A 3,090-nucleotide genomic window follows, 5' to 3' on the forward strand; every position below is an offset into this window, starting at 1 on the left:
GCGCGCGGCCCCGCCTGCGCACCGGCATCCGGCGGCTGCGCGTCGGCCGCGGCCGGACCGGCGTCCTTCCCCTTGTTCTGCATCATGGCGGCCAGCGCCTCGGCCCCGCGCCGTCGCGGCTGCTCACCGGCACGCGAGGCGGTCACGGCGGCGGCCGCGGATTCGGCGGCGGCGGGATCGGCCGGTGCGACGGCGGGCAGGGGCGTCCCGCTCGCCAGGCTGTGTTCCAGTTGTGCCAGCCGTTCCAGCCGTTCCAGCCGTTGCAAAGTGGCGGCCTCGCTGTCGGAGGCGGCGGGCAGCAGCATGCGTGCGCACACCACCTCGAGCAGCAGGCGGGGGGCGGTGGCGCCGCGCATCTCGCCCAGCCCCGCGTGCAGCAGTTCGGCGAAGCGGGTCAGGCCCGCGGGGCCGATGCCGTCGGCCTGGGCGCGCATACGCTCGAGCATGTCGCCGGGACCTGAGACCAGGCCGCGCTCGACGGCGTCGGGCACCGCCTGCAACAGGATCAGGTCGCGGAAGCGTTCGAGCAGGTCGACGGCGAAGCGGCGGGGGTCGTGCCCGGCCTCCACCACCCGGTCGACGGTGCCGAACAGCGCGGCGCCGTCACCGGCGGCCAGCGCGTGCACCGCGTCGTCGATCAACGCCACATCGGTGACACCGAGCAGCGCCACCGCACGACGGTAGGTCACGCCCTCCTCGCCCGCGCCGGCGAGCAACTGGTCCAGCACGCTGAGGCTGTCGCGCGGCGAGCCGCCGCCCGCGCGGATGACCAGCGGATACACCGCCTCCTCGACGGCCACGTGCTCCTGCTCGCAGATACGCCCGAGCAGCCCGCGCATGGTGGCGGGCGGCAACAGCCGGAACGGGTAGTGGTGGGTGCGCGAACGGATCGTCGGCAGCACCTTGTCCGGCTCGGTGGTGGCGAAGATGAAGATCAGGTGGGCCGGCGGCTCCTCGACGATCTTGAGCAGCGCGTTGAAACCGGCGGTGGTGACCATGTGCGCCTCGTCGACGATGAACACCCGGTAGCGCGAGGTGGCGGGCGCGTAGAAGGCGCGGTCACGCAGTTCGCGGGTGTCGTCGACGCCGCCGTGGCTCGCCGCGTCGAGTTCGATGACGTCGAGATTGCCCGGCCCGCCGGGGGCCAGCGCCACACACGACTCGCAGGTGCCGCACGGGGTGGCCGTCGGCCCCTGCTCGCAGTTGAGCGAGCGGGCCAGGATGCGGGCCGAGGACGTCTTACCGCATCCGCGCGGCCCCGAGAACAGGTACGCGTGATTGATCCGGCCGGTGTTCAGCGCGGTGCTCAGCGGTTCGGTGACGTGCTCCTGCCCCACCACTTCCGCGAAGGTCGCCGGTCGGTACTTCCGGTACAGAGCCACGACCCGAGACTACTGCCGTGCCCCGACGAAGCGGCCGGGAGCCGGGGGTTCGCCGGGCTCGGCTCAGCCGACCGCCTCGGTGGGGGCCGCGAAGGTGTTGCACTGGGCGGTCCGGTTCTGCTCGACGCCGATCTCGAACCACCGGCCGCTGTTCTCCGGGCTGCCGTGGTCGGGCGAGTCGGTGGGGGCGTCGCCGCGGCCGTTGGCGTCACGGATGGCCAGATCGATCTGCGCGCCGGTCAGCGCACCGCCGTCCCGCGATGAGCCCAGGTACATGCCGTCGAAGCACTGCGCCTGCAATTCGATCCGGCGCGAGAGCTCCAGTCCCCGGTCGGTGCGCACGCCCGCCTCCAGCCGTTCCCGGTTGGCCTTGGTGAGGATGCCGGACACCGCCTGCACGTGGTGGCCGTACTCGTGGGCGAAGACCGACAGGTAGACCACCCAGTTGTCGCCGAACAGCTCGGTCTGCAACTGGCTGATCGGCATGTAGATGGTCTTGTTCGCCGGGCAGTAGAAGGCCGCGAAGTTGGTGGTGGTGCCGGTGCACGGCGTGGTGATGCCCGAGGTGTCGGCACTGACCTCGACCGAGGGCGGGGTGAACGTCAGGTCGGCCGCTGCCAGCACCGGCTGCCAGGCGTCCTCCAGGCAGTCCGCCGCACTGGCGAAGAACGCGCGCGCCGCCGTGACCTGCGTGCTCCACGGCGCGTAGTCGCAGTCCGCGGGCAACAGCGTCAGGGCCGAGTCGGTGAGCAGCGGGTTGCTCGCCGATTCCGAGGCGGCCGGGGAATCCGGGGCGTAGGTGAAGCTCGGGGCGGGACCGGTGGCCCGGTGGTCGATGAGGTCGCCGCGGATCGCCGAGCGCACCAGCCCGCCGACGATCACCACCGCGATCACCAGCAGCGCCGCCATCCACCGGCTGCCGCCACCGCGGCGCGTCGGCTGCTGCGGGCCGCGACCGGGCGGGCCGTAGGGCGCGGGCGGCGGCATCGGCGGACGGTAGGCCCGCTGCGGCCCCTGGCCGGGCGGATAGACGGGGCGCTGCGGCGCGGAGTAGGCGCCCGGCTGCGAATAGGCCTGCGGCGCGGCATATCCCGGCTGCCGGCCGTGACCGGGAGCCGGAGCGTGGCCGGGCCGCTGCCCGTACCCCGGCTGCTGCCCGTACCCCTGCGGGGCGTAGCCGGGCTGCCCGCCGGGCACGGGCGGCGGTGTGTAACCGGGGTATCCGCCGCCGGGCCCGCCGGGATACGGCTGCCGATTGCCCGGCTGCTGACCGTAACCGGGATATCCGCCCTGACCGTGGGCAGGCGGGACCGGGCGGCCACCGGATGCGTCGTGTCCGTAGCCGTTCGGTGGTTGGGTCACTCCCCCTGCCCCTCCCTACTCGTATCGCCGCCGGCCGTCACGCGGGACAGCCGCTGACTGAAAAGCGTAGCGCGCAGGGCTTGTGGTGCAGGTCCGGGTCAGCTCACACCGGAGAACAGCCGCCGGACGAGGACGGCGAGCTGACTAGAGTAGGCGACCATGTTGAGTTTTCGGGGGGCCGCTGCGGGCGCGCTGATTTCGGCTGCCGCGGGTTTGTCGGTCGTCGCGCCACTCGCCCACGCCCAACCGGGGCCGGAGCAGCCCGACGGCATCGTCATCGTCGCCGACCTGGTGCTCGATCGCGAGGGCGTGCTGCGCGTCGAGGAGAAGGTGACCGTCCCGGAGG

2 protein-coding genes and 1 pseudogene are annotated in these 3,090 nt (G+C 73.0%); 1 reads left to right on the top strand and 2 read right to left on the bottom strand.

What is annotated here, in order from left to right; translation table 11 throughout:
• The coding region (locus QH283_RS23065) for a DNA polymerase III subunit gamma and tau (protein WP_280505035.1) at positions 1–1,382 on the bottom strand (1,382 nt) is incomplete at its 3' end.
• 63 nt (positions 1,383–1,445) lie between these two features.
• Positions 1,446–2,744 (bottom strand): neutral zinc metallopeptidase, encoded by a 1,299-nt coding sequence (locus QH283_RS23070; protein WP_280505036.1) that lies wholly within the window; start codon positions 2,742–2,744, stop codon positions 1,446–1,448.
• Positions 2,745–2,903: 159 nt separating this feature from the next.
• On the opposite strand from QH283_RS23070, the pseudogene QH283_RS23075 reads away from it, so the two are divergent.
• Positions 2,904–3,090 (top strand): annotated as a pseudogene (locus QH283_RS23075) (DUF2207 family protein); the annotation flags it as partial.

The organism is Nocardia farcinica (assembly GCF_029867845.1).
Taxonomy (GTDB): Bacteria; Actinomycetota; Actinomycetes; order Mycobacteriales; family Mycobacteriaceae; genus Nocardia; species Nocardia farcinica_A.